At 59.7% G+C, this 18590-nt stretch carries 15 protein-coding genes; 10 read left to right on the top strand and 5 right to left on the bottom strand.

The window, feature by feature from the left end; all coding sequences use genetic code 11:
• Nucleotides 1-65 precede the first annotated feature (65 nt).
• The gene (locus J2X24_RS11785) at nucleotides 66-1085 is read right to left on the bottom strand and encodes an acyltransferase family protein (RefSeq protein ID WP_209721508.1); all 1020 of its coding nucleotides are present in this window, start codon (nucleotides 1083-1085) and stop codon (nucleotides 66-68) included.
• Nucleotides 1086-1248: 163 nt separating this feature from the next.
• Here J2X24_RS11785 and J2X24_RS11780 point away from each other — a divergent pair, with 163 nt between their 5' ends.
• The 5 genes from J2X24_RS11780 (at nucleotide 1249) to J2X24_RS11760 (ending at nucleotide 7735) form a co-directional block, all read left to right on the top strand.
• Complete coding sequence (locus J2X24_RS11780) at nucleotides 1249-1713, top strand: hypothetical protein (RefSeq protein WP_209721505.1); 465 nt, start codon at nucleotides 1249-1251, stop codon at nucleotides 1711-1713.
• Between the two features lie 69 nt (nucleotides 1714-1782).
• Nucleotides 1783-2877: a DNA polymerase IV gene (gene dinB / locus J2X24_RS11775; protein ID WP_209721502.1), complete on the top strand. Its 1095-nt coding sequence runs from the start codon at nucleotides 1783-1785 to the stop codon at nucleotides 2875-2877.
• A 409-nt stretch (nucleotides 2878-3286) separates the two neighbouring features.
• A complete protein-coding gene (locus J2X24_RS11770) occupies nucleotides 3287-4570 on the top strand; it encodes an outer membrane beta-barrel protein (protein ID WP_209721499.1) in 1284 nt (427 codons plus the stop codon).
• Nucleotides 4571-4823: 253 nt separating this feature from the next.
• Nucleotides 4824-5411 carry a polysaccharide biosynthesis/export family protein gene (locus tag J2X24_RS11765; protein WP_209721497.1) on the top strand — a complete coding sequence of 196 codons (588 nt, stop codon included), beginning with the start codon at nucleotides 4824-4826 and terminating at the stop codon, nucleotides 5409-5411.
• A 128-nt stretch (nucleotides 5412-5539) separates the two neighbouring features.
• A complete protein-coding gene (locus J2X24_RS11760; protein ID WP_209721495.1) occupies nucleotides 5540-7735 on the top strand; it encodes a GumC family protein in 2196 nt (731 codons plus the stop codon).
• 220 nt (nucleotides 7736-7955) lie between these two features.
• On the opposite strand, the gene J2X24_RS11755 is transcribed toward J2X24_RS11760, so the two are convergent.
• A complete protein-coding gene (locus J2X24_RS11755) occupies nucleotides 7956-8216 on the bottom strand; it encodes a hypothetical protein (RefSeq protein WP_209721492.1) in 261 nt (86 codons plus the stop codon).
• A gap of 239 nt (nucleotides 8217-8455) precedes the next feature.
• Here J2X24_RS11755 and J2X24_RS11750 point away from each other — a divergent pair, with 239 nt between their 5' ends.
• The 4 genes from J2X24_RS11750 to J2X24_RS11735 all read left to right on the top strand — a co-directional run bounded on the left by J2X24_RS11750 (nucleotide 8456) and on the right by J2X24_RS11735 (nucleotide 14338).
• A complete protein-coding gene (locus J2X24_RS11750; protein WP_209721488.1) occupies nucleotides 8456-9772 on the top strand; it encodes a pectate lyase family protein in 1317 nt (438 codons plus the stop codon).
• A 224-nt stretch (nucleotides 9773-9996) separates the two neighbouring features.
• Complete coding sequence (locus J2X24_RS11745) at nucleotides 9997-11766, top strand: type I secretion system permease/ATPase (protein WP_281064952.1); 1770 nt, start codon at nucleotides 9997-9999, stop codon at nucleotides 11764-11766.
• A 59-nt stretch (nucleotides 11767-11825) separates the two neighbouring features.
• Nucleotides 11826-13202 (top strand): HlyD family type I secretion periplasmic adaptor subunit, encoded by a 1377-nt coding sequence (locus J2X24_RS11740; RefSeq protein ID WP_209721482.1) that lies wholly within the window; start codon nucleotides 11826-11828, stop codon nucleotides 13200-13202.
• A 149-nt stretch (nucleotides 13203-13351) separates the two neighbouring features.
• Nucleotides 13352-14338, top strand: coding sequence for a M23 family metallopeptidase (locus J2X24_RS11735; RefSeq protein ID WP_209721479.1), 987 nt, complete (start codon nucleotides 13352-13354; stop codon nucleotides 14336-14338).
• Nucleotides 14339-14417: 79 nt separating this feature from the next.
• On the opposite strand, the gene J2X24_RS11730 is transcribed toward J2X24_RS11735, so the two are convergent.
• Nucleotides 14418-14990, bottom strand: coding sequence for a calcium-binding protein (locus J2X24_RS11730; protein WP_209721476.1), 573 nt, complete (start codon nucleotides 14988-14990; stop codon nucleotides 14418-14420).
• Between the two features lie 793 nt (nucleotides 14991-15783).
• On the opposite strand from J2X24_RS11730, the gene J2X24_RS11725 reads away from it, so the two are divergent.
• Complete coding sequence (locus tag J2X24_RS11725; RefSeq protein WP_209721473.1) at nucleotides 15784-15948, top strand: hypothetical protein; 165 nt, start codon at nucleotides 15784-15786, stop codon at nucleotides 15946-15948.
• A 204-nt stretch (nucleotides 15949-16152) separates the two neighbouring features.
• Here the strand turns inward: J2X24_RS11725 and J2X24_RS11720 are convergent, their stop codons facing one another.
• Both J2X24_RS11720 and J2X24_RS11715 read right to left on the bottom strand, forming a co-directional pair.
• Nucleotides 16153-17262: a glycosyltransferase family 4 protein gene (locus tag J2X24_RS11720; protein WP_209721470.1), complete on the bottom strand. Its 1110-nt coding sequence runs from the start codon at nucleotides 17260-17262 to the stop codon at nucleotides 16153-16155.
• On the bottom strand, nucleotides 17252-18577 hold the full coding sequence (locus tag J2X24_RS11715; RefSeq protein ID WP_209721467.1) for an O-antigen ligase family protein: 1326 nt from the start codon (nucleotides 18575-18577) through the stop codon (nucleotides 17252-17254). The genes J2X24_RS11720 and J2X24_RS11715 overlap by 11 nt, the downstream gene beginning before the upstream one ends.
• Between the last annotated feature and the right edge of the window lie 13 nt (nucleotides 18578-18590).

Below are 18590 nucleotides of genomic sequence, written 5' to 3'. Positions count from 1 at the left end.
GTCTTTTTTGTTATGTTAGCTGAATATATCGTCCGGTCTATGAAAGTTTCAATTGAAATCTTTTCTCAAGTCGCGATTTGTGGTCGCTTTTTGGGTGCGGCCAGACCCGCCCAGGGCAGGAGCGAGAAGCGTTTCAGCACCAGGTGCGCGATAATGGGCGCGCCGATGCCGATACCCACCCCCACGAGGATGTGAACCGCCGGGTCGGTAATGTGCAGGATTTTCGACAGGATCACCCGCGCGCCGACCGCACAGATAATGTGCATGACGTAGATGCTGAGCGAATATTCACCGAGCCGGGTGAACAGATCGAGCGCGCGACCCTTCAGGCGCGTCGCGATCAGGATCAGCAGGGTCAGGCCCAGCGCGCCCGCCGGCATGGCCCAGATCGATTCGATACGCCGTTCCCCGAGATAGAAGGCGGCTATGACCGCCGCGACGAAGGCTATGGCGACCAACGCGGTGACAGGCAGGCTGGCGGACGGTGTGGCTATGCGCCGCGAAATTTCCACGCCCAGCAGGTAGAAGATGATGACCCGGATCATCAAGGTGGGCCAGAGCGTGATTTCGATAGGACGCACCACCTCCAGGACGACCATGACCATCAGGCCCGCGGCGATCAGGATCCAGAGACTGAACCTGAGCAACTGACCCCACACCGCCAGGATGATGTGACAGGCCATCAGCGTGTACAGGAACCAGAACTGCCCAATGGGCACCAGCAGCATGCCCGTCAGGTTGTCGATCGTGAACGCATTGTTGCCGGCGCCGGGCAGGAGCAACTGGATGCCACCCTGGATCAGGGACCACAGGAAATAGGGATAGATCACGGTCGGAATCTTGCCGCGCAGGAAGTTCGCCGGCCCCTTGCTCAGGCTGTATTGCACCGTCCATCCCGCCAGGACGAAAAACAGCGGCATGTGAAAGGTGTAGACGCCGAAATCGCTCCACTGGAAAGCCGGCGAGGTAAGCGGGACGATGCCCGCGCTGGCTGTACCGCGCAGGACATGGCCAAAGACGACCAGCACGATCCCCAGACCCTTGGCCGCATCCAGCCACGCAATGCGTTCCGCCGCACGATTCATGAGCACTCCTCTTGTGCAGTGCGAAAGCGGTAACATGGTTTCCCATAGTGGTAAAATGATCGTTTGCACCTGAAATTAACGGGGCGCGAGGTATATATCTTGCAGGGTTGCCCTCCAGAGGACCGTCAGAGTCCCGGATGGAAACGATCGCAGGAAATGCCATATGTATCATTTTCCCGACAGGGGCCGAAATGTCCCGGTTCAGGACTGGATGTCGTTCTGGAACCCATTTCGGCTGATGGACCTGGCCCAGCCGTTCTACAAAAACATGAGTGCTTGTGACCGCATCCTGCGGCCGGGCAGGGCGGATGAAGCACCAAGCTTCCAGCCGGGTGACAAGGTGCGCGTGCGTTCGGCGGCCGAAATTCTTTCGACGCTGGATATGACCGGCCGTCTCAATGGCGCGCCGTTCCTGAATGTCATGATGCCGCTGATCGGTGCGGCCGGCACAGTCCAGACGGTTATGCCATCCGCCATGGTGGTGCTGGAGTTCGGGGCGGGCGGGTATTGGGCGTGGAAGACGGATTGGCTGGCCCTGGACGGCCCCGCCCCGCAGTTGGCCCAACGCGCGGAAGAGGCCGCGCGCCGGCGGCTGGCGGCCCTGGCGGCGGACTATCCCGAGGCCTGACGCGCGGCGGCGCAATCTTGTTTACTTTTTGTTCCTGAGCTAAACTGATGGCGAATGACTGGATTCGCCATGACCGAGGACGTTCCCGACGACGGCGCCGGCCCGCGCAAGATCATCCACATCGATATGGATGCCTTCTATGCGTCGGTCGAACAGCGCGACAATCCGGACCTGCGCGGCAAGCCGGTGGCGGTCGGCGGCGCGCGCGAACGCGGCGTGGTCGCGGCGGCATCCTATGAAGCGCGGAAATTTGGCGTCAGGTCGGCCATGGCTTCGGTGACGGCCCGGCGCAAGTGCCCTGAGCTGATCTTCGTCAAGCCCCGCTTCGAAGTCTACAAGGCCGTGTCCCAGCAGATCCGTGAGATCTTCGCTGAATATACGCCCCTGATCGAACCCCTTTCGCTCGATGAAGCCTATCTCGACGTGACGGAAAACCTGGCCGGCATTGCATCCGCCACCGAGGTGGCGAAGGCGATCCGCGCGCGCATCCGCGAAGTGACGGGCCTGACCGCGTCGGCCGGCGTATCCTACAACAAGTTCCTGGCCAAGCTGGCGTCGGATTACGACAAGCCCGACGGCCTGTTTGTCATTCGCCCGGAACAGGGCGCTGGCTTTGTCCAGGACCTGGCCGTCGGCCGGTTTCACGGCATTGGTCAGGCGACGAATGAAAAGATGCGGCGTCTGGGGATCGAGACCGGCGCCGATCTCAGGAGCAAGAGCCGCGCCTTCCTGCAGGAACATTTCGGCGTGTCGGGCGACTGGTACTACGCCATTTCGCGCGGGATCGACCATCGTCGCGTGCGCCCGGACCGGGAACGCAAGTCGGTCGGCGCCGAGACGACCTTTTTTCGCGACATCGACAACCCGGAAGAGGCTCGCGAGGGCCTGGCGCCACTTATCGACAAGGTCTGGCGCTACTGCGAGCGCGAGGCCCTGAACGGGCGGACCGTAACGCTGAAGGTCAAGTTCAACGATTTTCGCCAGATCACCCGCAGTCGTACCGGAGCACCGGTCGATAACGCCGAAGCCCTGCGTCACGCGGTCCTTATCTTACTGGATGGTGTTTTTCCGATCGCCCGGAGCATTCGCCTGCTCGGCGTATCGCTATCCTCCTTCGACGACGTCAAGGAAGGGGAGCAGCAGCAATTGCAGCTCGCCTTGTAGGACGAAAATCCAGGCCCGGGCTGCAATCGATTTTTGTCCGGTGGGAGCGATAATTTCGCAAACGCACCGCCGCGGGACGAAGGGTAGGTTTCCAGCAATGGCGGGACGAGGGCACCGGATTGCCTCGGATAATAGCGACGATGCAAGTTTAGAGGTATGCAATACCGGTATTTCTCGTGATCATAAAAGTGGTAGTACCGCAGGAAAAAATTAAATAACCTGGCCATACCGCCATCATCTAAGTCTTTAGACTGTCCGGCGAGTGGCATTTTTGTCGGCATTAACCAATTTCGTCAGGTTCTATTGCAAGGGGTGATGTTTTGGTTAATATCGGCGTCCGATTCTGCTCTACAGCCCCGCCCTTGAAAAATGTGATCGACCGTTTAATGGTCCCATTATCGGATTAACTATGCGCATCACTTATACGGTCATGGCCCTCCTTTCCTTCTTCCTTCCCATCTCTGTCCTCGCAGCCGCCGGCCAGGAAGGTCCCGTATTTATCACGGACCCGAACCCCAGCTTTTCGGACATCGCGTTCAAGGCGGACGTCACGCGTCGCGTCGGTTCATTCGGCCTGACGCCGACGGCCTATGCCGGACTGGTCTCGACGGACAATGTGCGTTTCACCAGCGCCAACAAGGATGGCGACCAGATTGCCCAGCTTGGCGGCGCCGTTTCGCTGGCGTCCGCCTGGAGCCGCCACGAACTCAAGGCGACAGCCAGTGTCGATGCCGAGCGCTATTTCGGCAATGATGACGAAAACACGGTCGATGCCGCCCTGAACGCCAGCGGTCGCTATGACTTCTCGCAATATACCAGCCTGTCGGGTGATTTTCAGATTTCGCGCAACCACGAACCGCGCAGCATCCGCGCCCTGGACCTGGCGCGGCAAGGCCGCGCGGAAGCCAAGGAGCCTGTCGAGTACGGCCAGACCCTGTCGCGTCTGTCGTTCGCGACCAGCGGGAATCGTCTGCGGTTTGTCGGCGCCGTGGCCTACCGGACGGTAGATTATTCGAACCTTCTGCTGGTCGATGGCTCTTACCTCGATCAGAATTATCGCCAGTCGAACCTGACCACCGGGGACGCGCGGCTGGACTACAAGTTCGGCGCCGGCACGGCGGTCTTTTTGAACTACCAGGCGAACAGTGTGCGTTTCGACTTCGCACAGAGCGGCAAGAAGCGCGATTCCGACGGGTATTCGATCCGGCTGGGCGCGGCTTTCGATCTGACGGATCTTCTGACCGGCGACGTCCAGGTCGGTCATATGCGCCAGGAATACAAGGACGCCAGCTATAAGCCGGTTTCAGGCGCGTCCTACCAGGCCAACCTCCGCTATCTGCCGACGCGGCTGACCACGCTGACTTTCACGGCGCGCCGGTCGATCGAGGATTCTCCGTCGACGGAAGCGTCCGGCTACTTCTATACCCTGGGGCGCATTACGGTGCGTCACGAGTTGACGCGCCGGTTGAATCTGGGCGCCAGCTACGAACAGACGCAATACGATTACAACGGCATCGAGCGTGACGATAAGTACAATGGCATCTATGTGGGCGCGCAATACGAGCTGAATCGCCGCATGATGGTCGAAGTGAATTACCGCAACCGCAAATTCGAATCCCACGGTAACGACGCCTTCTCGGATCCGAAATATACCGAGAACCGCGTCGGTGCCTGGCTTAAGACCACCTTCTAAGAGCGCAGGTCATTGTGCGGCGCAATATGGCCCTGTGTCATTTTTGGGTCGCATATCGCCGTTATTTGGCTCGTAGTCTCTTCCGGGTGCCAAAGAGGCATCCAAGGCTAAGGCTAACGTACTGTAATACAGCTAATTGTCCGAAATAAGTCGTTTCCGGACCCGGAATTGCACGCCCGAGAGGGGGTTAATGATTTATGTTGCTTCGCGGCATAAGTCTATGTATCTTGGCGCAGGTGCGGAGGGGCATCAAATGAAGGAATTGGACTTGCGAGGTCTCTTTACGGTTGCTTTGCTGACCTTGGTGCCGGTGGCTGCGGTCGCCCAGGCGCCGTCTTCCAATCAGGGTGCCGTTGCGTCCGCACCCGCTGGTTCGCCGGTCGCCGGCTATCGCATGGGCGGCGGTGACAAACTGCGCATGACCATCTACGGCGAGCCGGACCTGAGCGGCGAATTCGCCGTCAACGGCGCCGGAGTCGTGTCTCTGCCCTTGATCGGCGACGTCAGCGCGCGCGGTCTTACCGTGTCCGAATTCGCCACCGCGGTGGAAGATAAGTTCAAGGCAGGTTACCTGCTTGATCCCAAGGTCAGCGTCGAAATCACCAACTTCCGGCCATACTATATCATGGGCGAAGTCGGTAAGGCCGGTGAATACGGGTATAGCGACGGTCTGACCGTCATCAACGCTATTGCCCGGGCTGAAGGCTTTACCTATCGCGCCCAGCAAAAGCGCGTTTTCATCAAGCCGTACGGCAAGACGGTGGAAACCGAGGTTCCTCTGACGGCTGATCTTATAGTGCAGCCCGGCGATACCATCCGTATCGCGGAGCGGCACTTCTAAACCCGTCAAGGATTGTCCGCGGACAACAGGCGGCACGGGCCTAAATTTTGAAGTCCAAACTCAGCGTATTATCCGTTGAGGCGCTTTGCCTTGACTTTTAACCACTACTCAAGCGGGTCAGATATTATATGCAAAACGTTGCGCCGCCAGACTCGGATTCCAATTCGGAAGTCTTTGACATCCGCACCGTCATTTCCATGTTGCGGATACACAAGTGGTTGTTCGCCGGTGTTTTCGCCGTCGTGTTTCTGGCCGGCCTGGGCCTGACCCTGACCCAACCCGCCAAATATACCAGCTCGGCCAGCGTCATGATCGGTGGCCAGAAGCTGAAGGTCGTGCCGAACGCGCAGGAGGTGGCCACCGATCTGCCGCAGGATTCCACCGCGATCGACACCGAAGTCGAAGTCCTGCGCTCCCTGGCGCTGGCCGATAGCGTCGTTACGCAGCTGGGCCTGGAAAAGGACCCGGAATTCAATCCGACGCTCAAGAAGCCGGAAGGCATCATGGCCTTCCTGCCCCGCAAGTCGGGCGGCGGCATCGACGGCCAGACCCTGCGTCAGCAGATCATCGCCAACCTGCTGCAGTCCGTCGCGGTCAAGCGCCAGGGCCTGACCCGCGTCATCACCGTCAGCGTCGAAACCGGATCGCCGGTGAAGTCCGCGCAGATCGCCGGCGCGTGGCTCGAGCAATATACCAAGCGCCAGGTGAGCCAGAGCAACAATCTCCTGTCCAACGCCAATGAGCAGCTCGGTGAACGCCTTGAGCAACTGCGCAAGGAGGCCATCGCCGCCGACGCAGCCGTCCAGCAGTTCAAGATCGCCAACGGCCTGGGTGTCGATAACCCCATGGGCGGCGCATCCCTCCCGGAACAGCAGATGGCTTATCTGCAGCAGTCAGAGGGTGAGGTAAGGGCATCCCTGGCCGCTAACCAGGCGCGCCTGGATGCTGCCAAGCGGGCGGCGGGCAGCGGGGACCTGAGTTCGGGCGACACGCTGAATTCCGACGTCCTGCGCGACCTGCGCACCCGTGAAACCGAAATCCGCACGCGCCTGGCCAACCTGCGCGGCCGTTACGGTCCCATGCACCCCGAGGTCGTCAAGGCGACCAACGAAGAGGCGGCCCTGGAACGTCAGGTCCAGGCGGAAATGGGACGCGCCGTCGCCAACCTGCAAACCCAGGTCGATGTCGACAAGCAGCGGCTGGCGGCTCTTCAGGGCGGCGTGTCGTCGGCGCGTGGCTCGCTGAACCGGAACCTGGCGGCCAATACGCGTCTGCACGACCTGCAGATGCAGGCGGAAGCGGCGCACTCGGTCTATGAAAGCTATCTGCAGCGTCACAAGGACACGACCACCCAGGAAGGCCTTGAAAACGCCAGCGCCCGCATCCTGTCGGAAGCGAAGGTTCCGACCCTGCGCAGTTCGCCCAAGCTCGGCTTCTCGGTCATGCTGTCCTTCCTGGCCGGCCTGGTCGCCGGTTCGGCGGCGGTGGCGGTCAAGTACGCGATGCGCCGTGGCATCTCCTCGGGCACTGATGTCGTCAAGCACCTGAACGTGCCTTATCTCGGCGGCATCGCCAACCTGCAATCGACGGTGAAAACGCGCATCAGCACCACGGGCAAGCTTTGGGAATATCTCGAAGCCAACCCGCTGTCGGTCTTCGCTGAACAGTACAAGATCCTGCTGACGGCCATCAATTTCAGCAAGGTCAGCGAAGACAAGCGCGTCATCGCCATCACTTCGGCCATCCCTGGCGAAGGCAAGACGACGACCAGCATCTGCCTGGGCAAGACCATCCAGATGCTGGGCAAGTCGGTGGTGGTGGTCGACTGCGACCTGCGCCGGCACTCGGTATCGACCTCGATCGGCGGCAACTACCAGGCCGGCCTGATCGAAGTCCTGGCCAACAAGGTCAGCCTGGACTCTGCCCTTTACGACGGCGGCCGCGGTGTCATGTACCTGCCGGTCACCGATGGGCCCGTGCCTTCGGAAAACCAGTTCGGTACGCCGCGCATGGCCGCGCTGCTGGAAGAACTGAAGACGCGCTTCGACGTCATCATCCTCGATACCGCGCCGGTCCTGCCGATCGTCGATACGCGGCTGCTGGCGCATCAAGCGGACGTGGTCGTCCTGCTGGCCAAGTGGAACGACACTCCCGTCGGCGCGACGCAGACCGCGCTTGACATCCTGTACAACGAAGGCCTGGATAATCTCGCCGGTGTCGCCCTGACCCTGGTCGACCTCAAGAAGCAGTCGATCGCCTCGGGTATCGGCAGCGAGTACTATTATAATTCCTACAAGAGCTATTATACCACCAACAGCAAGTAAGCCGCGGTGGATGGCAGATAAACGCGTTCCGGGCATCCGGGACGCGTTTTTGTTTGGGCGGATAGAAAAACAGGCACGCCGATGACATGCCTGTTAGAGCGATATGGCGAAAAGTGTAAGCGGTTTTCGCCTTAAATATCGCGACAAAACAAAAACTTAGAGCATGATGACATTTCTATCTAATGTCATCATGCTCTAGCGGGTAGGAGGGGAATCCGTCTCAGGTCAGGACGTAGACGACGGCCGTCCAGAAGGCGGTGCAGAAGGCGATCATGCCCAATGCGGTCCAGCCAAACGGAATGGGACGCGATGCCGACGCGGCGCCTTCAAGCTGTTGTTGCAGGCTTGCCTGCAGCCCACGCGCGGGCGAGGGGACCGACGTCGCCGTACTGGCATCGGCTATGGCAACCGGTACGTCCGCCGGCTCCGGCATGGGGATGTGCGGGGCTTCGGAGGAAGGTTTCAGTTTGCGGTTTTGCATGGCGTCCGTCCTGTCAGTTCCCCGGTAATCTGACACATCAGAGTTAAAACGCCGTGAGTGTACAGAGTTAACTGGGCATGAACGATGCACCAGGTTGGTTTACGCGTTGTAAAAATGCCGGATGTCCCGAAAACCGCGCTTGGTCGGATTTATTGACGGGGACGGCGGCGGGTTTTCACGCTACCGCTGTGTAATATTGGTCCGGACTATTCACTCCACCATCGCCCCAAGGCCGCTTGATGATCAATCGCAGACTTATGGTAACCTCGGGCCTCTCTCTCCTGACCTGGGCGGCGGGCGCGGGTCTCGCGGCCTCCGACACGTCGTCGCCGGAGGGATACACGCCGCCCCGCAACAGCTGGGTCAGGACCGCGGGGGGCGCCGGTGGCAGGGTCGTCAAGGTGACCAATCTCGCCGCCTCGGGCCCGGGCTCCTTGAGGGAAGCGCTGGAGCAGGATTTTCCGCGCATCATTGTCTTCGAAGTCGGCGGCGTCATCGACATGGCTGGCGACAGCATCAAGATCCGTTTTCCCTATGTGACCATAGCCGGCCAGACCGCGCCGTCGCCTGGCGTGACGCTCATCCGCGGCAAGGTCAGCATCGCGACCCACGATGTCATCCTGCAGCATCTGGCGTTCCGGCCGGGGCGGGCAGGGAACGCGCCAGGATCGGGCTGGGAGGCCGACGGCCTGACGCTTTATGGCGCGCACGACGTGGTCATCGATCATTGCAGCTTCAGCTGGTCGACGGATGAAAATCTTTCGGTGTCGGGCACGCGTTTCGACGGGCGGGCCGGAGCGGGTAAGGCGCCGGGGGCGCCCTATAACGTGGTCGTCAGCAACAGCATCATCGCCGAAGCGCTCATGGACGCCACGCACCGCAAGGGGGCGCACTCAAAGGGGCTGCTGATCCACGATAATGCCGAGAACGTCCTGGTCATGGGCAATGTCTTCGTCAGCAATGACGACCGCAGCGCGCTTTTCAAGGGCGGGTCGCAGGGCGCCTTCATCAACAATATTGTCGTCAATCCGGGCGTGACGGCCCTGTCCTACAACCTGTCGTCGCGTGAATGGCAGGGTCAGCCGGTACGGACCGGCCGCCTCAGCGTCATCGGCAATGTCTATTCCCCCGGCGCGGACACGCGCAAGAACCTGCCGTTCCTGCGCATATTGGGAGAGGGGCCTGTCGAGGTCTATGCGGACGACAATGCCCGCATGACTTCGGACGGTAGGCTTGAGGTCCTGAACGACAGGACTGCCGAGCCATCGCCCCTGAAGCGCGACCTTACGCAGGCCTATATTCCCACCGGCCTCAGGATTCTATCGTCCACCCAGGCATGGGCGCAAGTCTTCGAAACGGCGGGTGTCCGGCCCTGGGACCGGGATGCGATCGATCGGCAGATCCTGGCCCGCGCCCGCAGCGGCACCAGCCGGATCATCGACAGCGAAGCTGAGGCCGGCGGCTACCCGGCTTACAAGCTGGTCAAGCGGTCTTTCAAGGCGTCAGAATGGAATTTGCCGGACTTAGCGCCGCTATCGCGTAAAGCCGATTTATGATGATAAAGGCGTGATTTTTAAGCGCCGTCCGCTTATTGAAAATAAGTTGATTTCCGCGAACCCGTTTGTTTTGTGAGGTGGTGCGGGTTTTGCAACGCGCGGCGTTTAGTGAAAATGCACAAACCGTTTGTAAAACATCATCCGCACGCGATAAATAACAACTGACTTGATGGCCGTGCGTATAAACCTTCGGAAGCCGGTCATCTAAGGGGAGCCTTTGGCACATGAGCAGTAAATCGGAAAAAAGGGTTATCAATCCCGCCCTGCGTGCTGCGCTTTCCGCGTGTAAGCAGCACCTCATGGGCGTTGCTGTTTTCAGCTTCTTTCTGAATCTGCTTTATCTGGCACCGACGATTTACATGCTGCAGGTCTACGACCGCGTCGTGCCTACGGGCGGAGTGCTCACCCTGCTGTATCTGACCCTCATCCTGGTCTTTGCCCTGGTCGTCTTAAGCCGGCTCGATCAGTTGCGCACCCGGCTTCTCACGCGGTCGTCAGCCCGCCTGGACAAGCTCCTGTCCGGCCAGATCCTGCACAGGCTCTATTCCATCCCGACCACAGGCGGCAAGAGCGCCGCCTTTGCCGGCATGATGCGCGAATTCGATACCATGAAGGGCGTCCTGAGCGGTCCGGGGGTGATCGCCCTGTTCGACGCGCCGTGGATCATCTTCTATCTCGGCCTGTGCTTCCTTCTGCACCCCTATCTTGGCGGGCTGGCCCTGGCTGCCGGCGTAGCCCTGGCGCTCATCACCTATCTGAACGAGCGCGCGACCTACGAAAAGATCACGTCGGCCAACCAGGCTATCGCCAGTGCCTATCTCGAACAGGAGGCCCTGACCTCGCGGGCGGATGTCATCCGCGCCCTGGGGATGCAGAGTGAAATGGTCCAGGTCCAGCTCAAGAGCCGCAGCACGGGCGTGAGCGAGGGCATGCGCGCCAACGCCGCCGGCGATAATTTCGCGGCCCTGACCAAGTTTCTCAAGATGCTGCTGCAATCGATGGCGCTGGGCGTCGGGGCCTATCTGGCCATTTCGCAGCAGATATCGGCCGGGGCCATCTTCGCGGCCTCCCTGCTCATGACGCGTTCGATCGCGCCCATGGAGCAGATCATCGGACAGTGGCGCGGCTTGACCAAGGGCTATAACGCTTACAAAAAGCTCAACAACCTCTTCTACCAGGTCGATCCGGAGCCGTCGCTGGTCCAGCTGCCGGTGCCTAAGGCGTCCCTGATCGTCGACAACCTGACGGTCGCCAACCGCGAGCAGCGCCGCTACTACCTGCAGGGCGTTTCTTTCGCCTTGAACGCCGGAGAGACGGTCGCCGTCATCGGGCCCAGCGGCGCGGGCAAGACAACCTTGGCAAAGGCCATTGTCGGCATCGACGCCTATGACTACGGCACGGTCCGTTTCGACGGTTCCGAACGTTCGGAATGGGACCAGCAGCGCCTGGGCAAGTATATCGGCTTCCTGCCGCAGGACACCTGCCTGTTCCCCGGCACGATCGCCGCCAATATCAGCCGTTTCGAAGGCACGCTGAATTCCGACTCCTTGCTGATCGACCAGAAGATCGTCGAAGCGGCCAAGGCGGCCGGCGCGCACGACATGATTTCGAAGTTCCCGCAAGGCTACAACACGGTCCTCGGCGCCGGTGGTTCAGGCCTGTCTGCCGGACAGGCACAGCGCATCGGCCTGGCGCGTGCGCTCTACGGCGACCCCTTCCTGCTGGTCCTCGACGAGCCGAACGCCCACCTCGACCAGGAGGGCGAAGAGGCGCTCATGAAGGTGATTCAGGCGTTTTGTGACCGCGGCGGCGCCGTCATGGTGATTGTGCACCGCGCGGCCATCCTGTCCGTCGTCAACAAGATCCTGTTCCTGAAGAACGGCCGGGCCGGATTCTTCGGTACGCGGGATGAGTGGGTCAAGGCCCAGCAGCCGCAGGCCCAGATCGACGGCGATGACCCGAAAGCCAGGCCCGCCCTGGTAAAAAACAGCTGACGTAGCGTGAGTTAAACGATGCGCATATCTTTGACCCTTTATAGCTCCCAGGCAACGTCATGAGCGACAACGCACTTGTTAATGCTGACAAAACAGAGATCGCCGTCGATCCCGACGGCCGTCTCTCCGTGCAGGACGATCCGCGCCGGGACATAAAGAACGGCATCATTTTCGTGGCCGCCTTCTTCTTTATCTTCGTCGGACTGGCGGCGATCATCCGCGTCGATGCGGCCATCTATTCGCATGGCTCGATCGTGGTCAGCGGATCGCGGCAGCAGGTCCAGCACCGCGAAGGCGGTGTCATCACGGCGGTAAAGGTGCGCGAGGGCGATTACGTCAAGCAGGGCCAGACCCTTATCGAACTGGCCGGCGACAATACCGAAGCCAATGCGCTGGCGCTGAAGTCCGAATATATCAAGCTGATGATCACCCAGGCCCGCCTGCTGGCGGAAATGAAGCGCGCGTCTAGCTTTTCCGAGCCGGTGGAACTGAAGATGTTCACGGGCGCCGACCGGGTGCTGGTCGAAAACGAAATGATGACCCAGCGCCAGGCCATGGCCCTCCGTTATCGCGAAGTCGCCGATCAGGTGACGGTGCTCAGCAAGCGCCGGAACCAGACCCAGGAACTGATCGCCGGCGCCCAGAAGCAACTGCAGGCGAACGAACGGCGCAAATCCCTGGCCGGAGACGAACTGGCAAGCGTCGAGTCGCTGGAAGCCAGGGGCTATGCGCCCAAGACGCGGGTGCGTCAGCTGCAGCAGTCGATCGCGGGCATGGAAGCCGACAATGCCGGTCTTACGGCGGACATGCGCCGCAACGCCGCCAGCATCACCGAATTGGCGGCCCAGGAAAACTCGATCCGCAGCCAGGCCGCGGCCCAGATCGTCCAGCAGCTGGAGCAGATCAGCAGCCGCCTGAGCGAGGTCGCCCCGGGCATGACCTCCGCGACGGAGCAGCTTGGCCGCACGACCGTCAAGGCGACGTCCACCGGCCGCGTCGTCGGCTTGACCGTGCACAATGCCGGCGCCGTCGTGACGCCGGGCCAGGTCATGCTGGAAATCGTTCCTGACGATGCGCCGCTGATCATCGAAGCCATGGTCGACGCCAAGGACGGCGACGATATCCGGCCGCAGCAGGAAGCGCAGATTCGCTTCAGCGCCATTCAGGAACGCGACCTGCCGATCATGAAGGGCAAGGTGCTCAAGATTTCCGCCGATACCTTCCAGGACCAGAAGACAGGCGTGCATTTCTACAAGGCGCAGGTCGAGGTCAGCCCCCAGGCGGTCAGCGAGATTTCCAAGGTGCGCGGCATGAAGGACGTGCTCAAGCCCGGCCTGCCGGTGGAAATCATCGTACCCCTGCGCAAGCGCACCATACTGGGCTATCTGTTCGAACCCTTGAACCAGACCTTCTGGCGCAGCTTCCGGGAGCATTAGGTTTTGTTTTATCGCGATATTTAGCCAAAAAACCGCTGCACACTTTGGCATATTGCTCAATACCATAGCGCCATAATGCGATGGCATCACTGACAGCGGTTTGAGGGAGGTTCGCCATGACAAGGACGCGGCTAAGGGGTCCAAGTGTTTTGGTTCTGAACCTCTTGGGCCTTCTGGGCCTGTCCCTGTTTCCGCTGCCGGTAAAGGCTGCGCCCGGGGGCATGACGTTCGAGCAGCCCATTGCCTGCAAGCTGGGTGAAACCTGTGTGATCCAACAGTATTTCGATCACGATCCGGGGACAGGCGTCGCTGATTACCGCTGTGGCGCCCAGACCTATGACGGACACGACGGCACGGACTTTCGCATTCCCGACCACGCCGCCCTGACGCGGGGCGTGCCGGTCATAGCCGCCGCGGATGGCTTTACCGTCGGCGTCCGCGACGGTGAGCCGGACGCCACGGGTTCAGGCTATGACCAGGCCGCGGTAAAGGACAAGGAGTGCGGCAATGGGGTCGTCATCCGCCACACCAATGGCTGGGAAACCCAATATTGCCACATGCGAAAAGGGTCCATCCGCGTCAAGGCTAACGCTATTGTCAAGGCGGGGACCGTACTGGGGTTTGTCGGGCAATCGGGCATGGCCGCGTTTCCGCACCTGCATTTTTCACTTCGTCACAAAGGCGAAAAGATAGACCCGTTCTTCAGCCAGGCCGCGTGCAGCAATGGGGCGTCCCTGGCGGGGTCGAAATGGCGCCCGCACGATCAGAAAGCTCTGGCTTATCGTGAGGCGTTTGTCCTTAATACCGGTTTCACGACCGCCGCCCTGGAAATGGGCGATATCGAAAAAGCTGGCCTGCCGGCACCCTCCTCCGATGCCGCGGCGATTATCGCCTATGTCCGCGCCATAGGCCTGCGCGCAGGCGATACACAGAGCCTCACGGTTACCGATCCGGCAGGGGCCGTGATGAGCGACAGCGCCTTGCCCGCGCTGGACCGCAACAAGGCGCAGTACCTGCTCTATACTGGCCGCAAGCGTCCTCCGGGAGGGTGGTTGAAGGGGCAGTATTCCGCGCGCTATGCGCTCAAGCGGCAGGGGCGCGTGATTGCGGAAAAGGTTTTCACCTTCACGCTTTGACGGTCTTGTTTCGGCATCCGGCATGGAAAAACCGGCGGATTGCTCCGCCGGTTTCGTTTTATCCGATCCTGTATGGATCTTAGAAGATGAAGTCGCTGGCCGAGACCGAGGCAACGCCTTTCAGGAAGACGCTGGTGTTGTTGAATTCGATCAGCGTGCCGCCGTTGACGCTAGAGATGTCGAGCTTGCTGAACTTGGTGAAGGCCAGGGTCAGGTCGATCTTGTCGCCGGTGGTGAAATCGACGACCTGGTCATAACCGTCATTACGGTCGAACGCGAAGATGTCGTTGCCGGCGCCGCCGGCCAGCAGGTCGTCGCCGTCGCCGCCGAAGATGCGGTCATTGCCGGCATCGGCCATGATGCGGTCGTTGCCCTTGCCGCCGAACAGCAGGTCGTTGCCTTCACGGCCCCAGATGATGTCTTCGCCCTTGCCGGCGAAGATCCAGTCATCGCCCTTGCCGGCGGTCAGGTTGTCATTGCCCTTGCCGCCGAAAACCAGGTCGTCGCCGGTGCCGGCGTTGACCACGTCGTCGCCCTTGCCGGCGATGACGATGTCGTTGCCGGTGGTGGCCGTCAAGTTGTCGTTCAGCTTGGTGCCGACCAGAAGATTAAGTGTGCTCAGCTTACCGAGCAGAGAAAGTAATAAAGACATGGAATTCCCTCATTAATGTTAGCCCGCCCCCAAGGCCTGATGAAACCACGCGTTTCTATCTGGTAAGGGCCTGTGCGGATTTATGCAAAAGGCATGCAACAGTCGGTGGACCGGAACGTCTCGGAACAGGACACTCCGTCCATCCGGAACGGTCCGATCCTGCCCAGAGAAAGCCATATTTTTAACCATTTATAAATTTATCACCCCAAACGGTTGAATCTCCCCGGGGCAAATGAGCTGAATCACCCCGCGATAAGGCATGTTGAGTCGTTTAGTGACATTAAAGCCGTGCCGCGGCCTGTGGTGAAATGATGCCGTCGCGGCGGGCTGAAAGACGTCGACAGTCGCGCAGCCGGTTACCCGATCGTGTCGCTTGGTCCATAAATGAAACAATCATGACGCCCGCAACTCTGTCGACGCCTTGATCAGGTGGCCGGAATGGTGCGGGAAACCGATCGACCAGGCCGCCGCCTTGTCGTATTTTCATCACATGTTCTGCTGATCTTGCACGGCGCGCCGTCAGCGGTCCAGGGCGCCGCAACCATTTGCATGGTGTCGGTACGCCTTGCAAAAACAAGTGTACAATGCCCGAAGAGGGTGGCGGATTACCTATAACGCCTTGGTGTACAACGATTTCAGGGTGATCAACCCGCTGGGGTGAAGACTTTGTCTCTTACTATGGGAGTGACAGAGTTACCGTGCCCGCGACTGTCGTGGGCCAACCATTCGCGTAATGGCATAACAATTGCTCGTCTGTCTGTGGGCGCGTTTATAATAAAGGCCAGGGACTATCATGGACAACGAAGTATTCACGATCGAATCCGCTCCGATAAGCGGGATCGTTTTCGACACCCTCATCTTTTCCGTCTTTGTTACGATCGTGGCCGGCATCATCGGCTGTGTCGCCGTCCTGAACGCCATGGATTCCAAGGCGCGGCTGAAATCCGCCGCGCAATAACGTCCGGCCACATGGCCGTTAGAGCATGCTCCGAAAAAGTGGAAACCGGTTTTTCGGACCCAAGCATGCGACCACTAAGAAATCTAGACCGTGCTCCGTTTCATTCGAAACGGAGCACGGTCTAGACAGGCGTGAAATAAGAAGGGCCGTTGCGGCGCGAGACATGTCTCTTGCCGCAACGGCCCTCATCTTTTGGAACAGGCGTTAGGCGGATACCGGCTGGTCCACGGGCTCCAGTCTCGTGGTGCCAAGCGACTGGTAGACGCCGATCGTCTTTTCGGCGACATTCGACCAGGTCAGGAAGCTGCCCTTGTCCACCACGTACTCCTGCCGGTTTTCGACACCGTGCGTAAGCTTGGCTGCAATGGCATTGATGTCATTCGGATCGACGAAGTGATGACCCGGCAGCGGCATGTCCTTGTTTTCAGGAATGTCGCTGATCAGCACCGAGCATCCCTGGCTGATGGCTTCGAGCGTCGCGTTCGACGAGCCCTCGTGCAGGGAAACGTTCACATAAAGGGCGCTGCGCTTCAGCAGGCCCGGCACGCTGGAGCGAGGCACGCGCCCCAGCAGCTTGACCTTGTCGTTGAGCAGGGGGCGGAGCTGTTCGGCATAGGGCGCGTCGTCCAGGCCGCCGGCGATGACCAGATCGTAGTCCGGATGACTTTCGCTCAAGCGGTTGAACGCGTTCACCAGGTTGATCACGTTCTTCTGGTAGGTCACGCGACCGACCGAAAGAATGAAGGGGCGATCCGAAGTCAGGGGCAGGTTCGCGTCGGATACGATGGCCGGGTCCAGTGCATTCGGTATCATGTGGACGTTCTTGCGGATGCCGCGCTTGGCGAGCCGCTCGCTGAGGGCGGGCGTCACCGAAATGACGGCATCGGCGAAACGGAGCTGCCATTCCGCGAACAGGAAGCCCAGCCGGCCAAGGACACCCCACTTGTTGAGGATATAGTCGGCCGATCCATAGCGAACGACGGTCTTGCAGCCGAGGATCTTGTAGATCAGCAGGAACACCGCCGATCCCAGGCCCTGAAGGTGAACAACGTCGGGACGTATCTTCAAGACCTGATAGATGGCATAGAGGTAGTAGCCGATCTTGTCGGTATTCAGGAACTTGAAGGCCGGGGACGCCAGGAGCTGGACACCTCTGTACTGCTCGCCCTTGATATATTGCCGCAGTCCCATGACTGTTACGTCATAGCCGGCGGCAGCCATCAGAGGAAAAAGCGCCTCTGCGTTCTTTTCGGCGCCGCCTTCGACGTCGGGAATGCCGCGCGCTCCGATAACCAGTACTTTTTTAGACTGCATAACTCATGCCCCTACTTCTTAGTTCTTTGGCTTGCGCATAATACCGCACTGTCAGGCCGCACATTAGACCATAAAGGATAACACCTTCTATGTTAACATTAGGCATAGTTGACAAGGTTAACAGAAAATAACTGATGTGTAAGGATATTAATACAATTCTATATTTCGGCAGCGCGTTAATCGAATAATAAAGCATGGTTAACATGCTAATTACTGTTAACGCAACTCCGATGATCCCATATTCGTAAATAAATGATACGAACATGTTGTGGGCGTATTTTTCAAACACGCCGCGCCATGAGTCCGGACCGAAACCGATAAACTGATGAATCCCTTTCGCTTCGGCCGCCGCATGCAGATAGCCGGCCCACAGCTGCAGGCGCCCCGAAAGGAACTGGCGTTCCGGCGTCGTAAATTCGCTGGGCATCTTGTCCAGAAGAGAAATCTTGTCGGCGATCATCAGCAGTTCGCCGAAGCGGTCCTGGTTCATCATAAGCAGGGCGGCGACGCCGGCTATACCTGATGCGGTCAGTCCGCCGCGTATCAGCCACGTCGTCGATTGACGCTTGACCTGGATGGACGAGATGAGGAAGGCGGCGAACATCGGCAGGGCGCCCAGGAGCGCTGTCCGATAATTGCAGAGGATGATCGAAACCAGACTGATCGAGCACCACAAAAGCTTGGTCCGGAAGCTGATGTCGCGATTGGCGACGGTCAGCACCATCAGGGCCAGGGGTATCATCGAAAAAGCGGCTTCGTGGACGTAGCCGCCGATATAGCTGACCGAACCGTCGCCTTCCGTCGCCTTGTACTGATGGGTGGCCAGTGAGATCAACTGGTATAGCAGCGGAACGACGAAACACTTGCTCAGGACAGTGAAGTTGAAGCGATCGTCATCAGGCAGCAGGAAGACCGCAACAGCGATCGAGAAGAAGAGCACCTGGCGGATCAGCGTATTGGCCAGGCCCATGACCTGCATGTTCAGCACGCCGCTTATGATCACCAGGACGCAGAAGATATAGAAGACCGCCAGGTACTTCAGCTGGAGGATCTTACGGCCCAGGACCGCTACGCCGGCCACCATGAACAGAATGGTCGACAGGGCGTTGATGCTCTGGCCGGCGGCGATCGGCACGATCGTGAAGATGTGGAAAAAGTTCAGGACATAACGCAGAAGCAACAGAAGAAACAGGAAGCGCAGCGGCGCGCTGAGCGGCCGCGTTACCCCAAGCCATACCAGAAACAGCAGGACAAATATGCCTACTGCTAATTCTGGAAACCCCAGCATGGGGGCTCTGGCGACGACGTCTTCCATAGCAATCTAGATC

The organism is Asticcacaulis solisilvae, assembly GCF_017875235.1.
GTDB classification, from domain to species: Bacteria; Pseudomonadota; Alphaproteobacteria; order Caulobacterales; family Caulobacteraceae; genus Asticcacaulis; species Asticcacaulis solisilvae_A.
Note: the sequence above shows the minus strand (reverse complement) of the source record. Positions and strands in the feature narration are given on the sequence as shown.